The organism is Xanthobacter sp. BG11Y11_SDJG, from assembly GCF_057364445.1.
Window position 1 is genome coordinate 1 of sequence record NZ_JBNFNU010000406.1, and the last position, 3778, is coordinate 3778.

A 3778-nucleotide genomic window follows, 5' to 3' on the forward strand; every position below is an offset into this window, starting at 1 on the left:
CATCGCCGCCGACGTGGCGAGCGAGGCCGGCCGGGCGGCGACGCTCGATGCCGCGCGCGCCGCTCTGGGCGGGCTCGACGTGCTGGTGAACAATGCCGGCGCGGTGCGCGCCGGCCCCCTGGAGGAGACCGGCGAGGCCGAGATCCGCACCATGGTGGAGGTGGACCTTCTCGCCCCCATCCTCATCACCCGCGCGGCGCTGCCGGCGCTGCGCGCCTCCGGGGAGGCGATGGTGGTGAACGTCGCGTCCGGCATCGCCCTGGTGGGCGTGCCGTTCTACGCCACCTATGCGGCCGTGAAGGCGGGCCTCGCCCATTTCGGCGAGGCGCTGCGGCGCGAGCTTCTCGGCGAGGGTGTCCACGTGCTCACCCTCTATCCCGGCGCCACCGACACGCCGATGATGAGGACCTCCCGCGCCGCGCCGACCTCGGCTTCGTCAAGGAGACCGCGGACGAGGTCGCCGCCGCTCTGGTCGCGGGCATGGAGGCGGACGCCCTCGACGTGCGCCGCCTCAGCCCGCAGCGGGCGCAGATGGTGGCGCTCAACGCCACCGACCCCGCCGCCCTCGACGCGCGCTTCCTTCAGATGAAGCCGGCGCTCGCCGCGGCGGTGAAGGACCACGCCGCGTTGTGAGCGAAGCGTCAGCCGCGGCCGACGAACGGCATCTTGGTGGCCATGATGGTCATGAACTGCACGTTGGCCTCCAGCGGCAGGCTCGCCATGTAGACCACCGCGCTCGCCACGTGGTCGACATCGATCACCGGCTCGACCTTGGTGGAGCCGTCGGCCTGGAGGATGCCGGCCTTCATGCGCTGGGCCATCACCGTGTCGGCATTGCCGATGTCGATCTGGCCGCAGGCGATGTCGTAGGCGCGGCAGTCCAGCGAGGTGGACTTGGTGAGGCCGGTCATGGCGTGCTTGGTGGCGGTGTAGGGGGCCGAGAACGGGCGCGGCGCATGCGCCGATATGGAGCCGTTGTTGATGATGCGGCCGCCGCGCGGCGCCTGCGCCTTCATCACGCGGATCGCCTCCTGGGTGCACAGAAACGGCCCCGTGAGATTGGTGTCCACCACCGCGCGCCACTGGGCGTAGGTGAGGTCCTCCATCGGCACCGCGGGCGCGCCGGTTCCGGCATTGTTGAACAGGAGGTCGAGGCGGCCGAACTTCGCCACCGTGGCATCGAATAGCGCCTTCACGGAGGCGGGGTCGGTCACGTCGCAGGGCACCGCCAGCATGTCGGCGCCGGCACCAGCGCGGCGGTCTCTTCGAGGGCCTCGGCGCGCCGGCCGGCCAGCGCCACCGCATAGCCCGCCTTGGCCAGAGCCTCGGCGACGCCGCGTCCCACGCCCGAGCCCGCCCCCGTCACCAGCGCGATCTTCTTGGTCATTATCCACGTCCTCCCATGCTGCGCGCAGCCTTCGAGACGCCGGCGCATGGCGTCACATCTAGCCGGATTCCGGGGAAATCTGAATCGATTTGAAGACCGCCCGACGGGGGACGGCAGCGGGGCCGCCGCTCAGATATAGTCGACGAAGGAGGCGAGTTCGTCGTGGGAGAGATCGCGCATTTCGGCGAGCGTGTAGGTGTCGAGCACCGTGCCGATGGCGTCGCGCACCCGCACCATCAGAAGCCGCACCTCGCAGCGCGACAGGTTGCAGTCCTCGCAGGGCTCGTAGGCGTTGCGGCTGGCGCAGGGCAGCGGCGCCAGCGGGCCGTCGAGGGCGCGGATCATCTGGCCGACGATGATTTCCTCGGGCGCCCGCGCGAGGCGGTAGCCGCCGAGCTTGCCCTTCTTGCTGGTGAGGAAGCCGGCATTGCGCAGTTCGCCCAGGATCACGTCCAGGAATTTCTTCGGGATCTGATTGGCGTCGGCGATCTCCGCCACCTGGGTGGACGCGCCGGGGGCGAGACGCGCCAGATGCACCGCGGCCTTCAGGCCGTATTTCCCTTCTTCGTCAGCATGTCGCGCCCTTTCGAGGGCTTATGGTGAAGCCTCCGCCTCAAGTCAATGCGCGGGGACCGGGCCTCCTGGCCCCTCAGTCGGGCCCGCCTCCGGCCGGCGCCTCCGGCTTCGCCTCGAACCGCGCCATCAGCGGCGCCTGGGCCATGGCGAAGACGAAGGTCAGCGGCAGGTAGCCGAAGGTCTTGAAGGCGACCCAAGTGTCGGTGGAGACCGAGCGCCAGACCACTTCGTTCACCGCCGCCATCACCAGGAAGAAGATGCCCCAGCGCACGGTGAGCTTGTGCCAGCCCTCGTCCGTAAGGTTGACCATGCCGTCGAAAACGTAAGGCAGTAGCGGCTTCTTGAACGCCAGGCCGCCGAGCAGAGCGAGGCCGAAGATGGCGTTAAGGAGGGTCGGCTTCAGTTTGATGAAGTGGTCGTCCTGGAGCCACAAGGTCAGCCCGCCGAACACCGTCACGACCAGCGCCGACACCAGCGGCATAACCGCGATGCGCCGCGCCAGCAGCCACATGGCGGCGAGCGCGACCGCCGTCGCCACCATGAACAGGCCGGTGGCGAAATAGATGCCGCCATACGAATTGCCGACGAAGAACAGCACCAGGGGGCCGATCTCAAGGCCGATCTTCACCCAGGGGTTCAGCTTCTGGGACGCGGCCGCGGCGGCCTCGGTCATGGTGTCAGGTCTCCGGGACGCGGGAAGCGGCGCGGCGGGAGGGCGCCGCAGGAGTTCCACATTTGGCGTCTTGGAGCCGTACAATCAAGTGCCGCACGCCGCCGGGGATGTCTTCGTCGGCCCCGCCGTTCGCACCTCTCCCCGGTGCGGGTGGGGGGCTTCCTGCGCCAGGGGCCTTGCCGCTGCGCTTTCCGGTCCCTCCCCTCATTTCCCCAGCGAGAGGCAGGCGACCAGCTCCGGCCCCTCCTTGGGCACCCGCTCGCGCAGACGGGAGGCGAGGCGCTGGAGGTTGGCGGTGGGCTTGCCGGCGTCGCGCCGGATCGGATTGGGCAGCATCACGGCGAGGAGCGCCGCCTGGGAGGCGTTCACCTGCGCCGCCGGGATGCCGAAGGCGCGCTGCGCGCCGGCCTCGGCGCCGAACTCGCCGTCCGGCCCCCATTCGGCGATGTTGAGATAGATCTCGATCATCCGCTCCTTGCTCAGCACCAGATCGAGCCACAGCGTGAGCGGAATCTCGATCGCCTTGCGGATCAGGTCACGGCCCGGCCACAGGAACAGGTTCTTCGTCACCTGCATGGAGATGGTCGAGGCGCCGCGCACCTCCTCGATCTCGTCCGCCTTCTCGATCGCCTGGCGCATCTCTTCGAGGTCCACGCCGGGATGGCGGCAGAAGCTCGCATCCTCCGAGGCGATCACGGTGCGCACCAGTGGCGGCGACATCTCGGAGAGCGGGGTCCACACCCGCTCCACCCGCTCGCCGGAGAGCCAGCGCCCGATCATCAGCGTCGAGACCGGGTTGACGACCGCATAGAGCACCGACAGCACCAGCGGGATGGCGACGACGATCAGCGCGAGGCGCAGCAGCAGGCGGATCACATCGGGGCCTTTCCGTTGGCGCGCAGGGATGGCCGCACGCGGCGTCTTGACCTCCCGCCCTGGTTGGGGCACCGGGAGCGGTGCCGTCAACCTTGACGGGCGCCCGACGCGCGGCGGTCTGCCGCCACGCCCCCGCTCCTTGCTCAACCCACGCCCCGCCAACGGGTTCCACCCCTCGCCAAGGCCCTTCCGTGACAGCCCCTCTCGCGCCCACGCCTCGATGCCGCCGCCGCCCTCACAGAGGCGCCGGCTCACCCGCGCCCTCG

The 3778-nt window shown here is 69.9% G+C and carries 4 protein-coding genes and 1 pseudogene; 1 reads left to right on the forward strand and 4 read right to left on the reverse strand.

From position 1 onward, the window contains the following. Positions 1 to 589 (forward strand): SDR family NAD(P)-dependent oxidoreductase (locus AC2W7M_RS21740; protein ID WP_486134851.1); only part of this gene is annotated, 589 nt, incomplete at its 5' end. Between the two features lie 52 nt (positions 590 to 641). On the opposite strand, the pseudogene AC2W7M_RS21745 reads toward AC2W7M_RS21740, so the two are convergent. From AC2W7M_RS21745 to mtgA, 4 genes and pseudogenes are all read right to left on the reverse strand, one after another. Further along, positions 642 to 1387, reverse strand: a pseudogene (locus AC2W7M_RS21745) (SDR family oxidoreductase). Between the two features lie 129 nt (positions 1388 to 1516). Beyond that, positions 1517 to 1924 carry an RrF2 family transcriptional regulator gene (locus tag AC2W7M_RS21750; RefSeq protein ID WP_486134853.1) on the reverse strand — a complete coding sequence of 136 codons (408 nt, stop codon included), beginning with the start codon at positions 1922 to 1924 and terminating at the stop codon, positions 1517 to 1519. A 112-nt stretch (positions 1925 to 2036) separates the two neighbouring features. Beyond that, positions 2037 to 2636, reverse strand: a complete 600-nt coding sequence (locus AC2W7M_RS21755) for a septation protein A (protein ID WP_486134855.1) — start codon at positions 2634 to 2636, stop codon at positions 2037 to 2039. Between the two features lie 204 nt (positions 2637 to 2840). Beyond that, the gene (gene mtgA, locus AC2W7M_RS21760) at positions 2841 to 3512 is read right to left on the reverse strand and encodes a monofunctional biosynthetic peptidoglycan transglycosylase (RefSeq protein WP_486134857.1); all 672 of its coding nucleotides are present in this window, start codon (positions 3510 to 3512) and stop codon (positions 2841 to 2843) included. Positions 3513 to 3778: the final 266 nt, after the last annotated feature.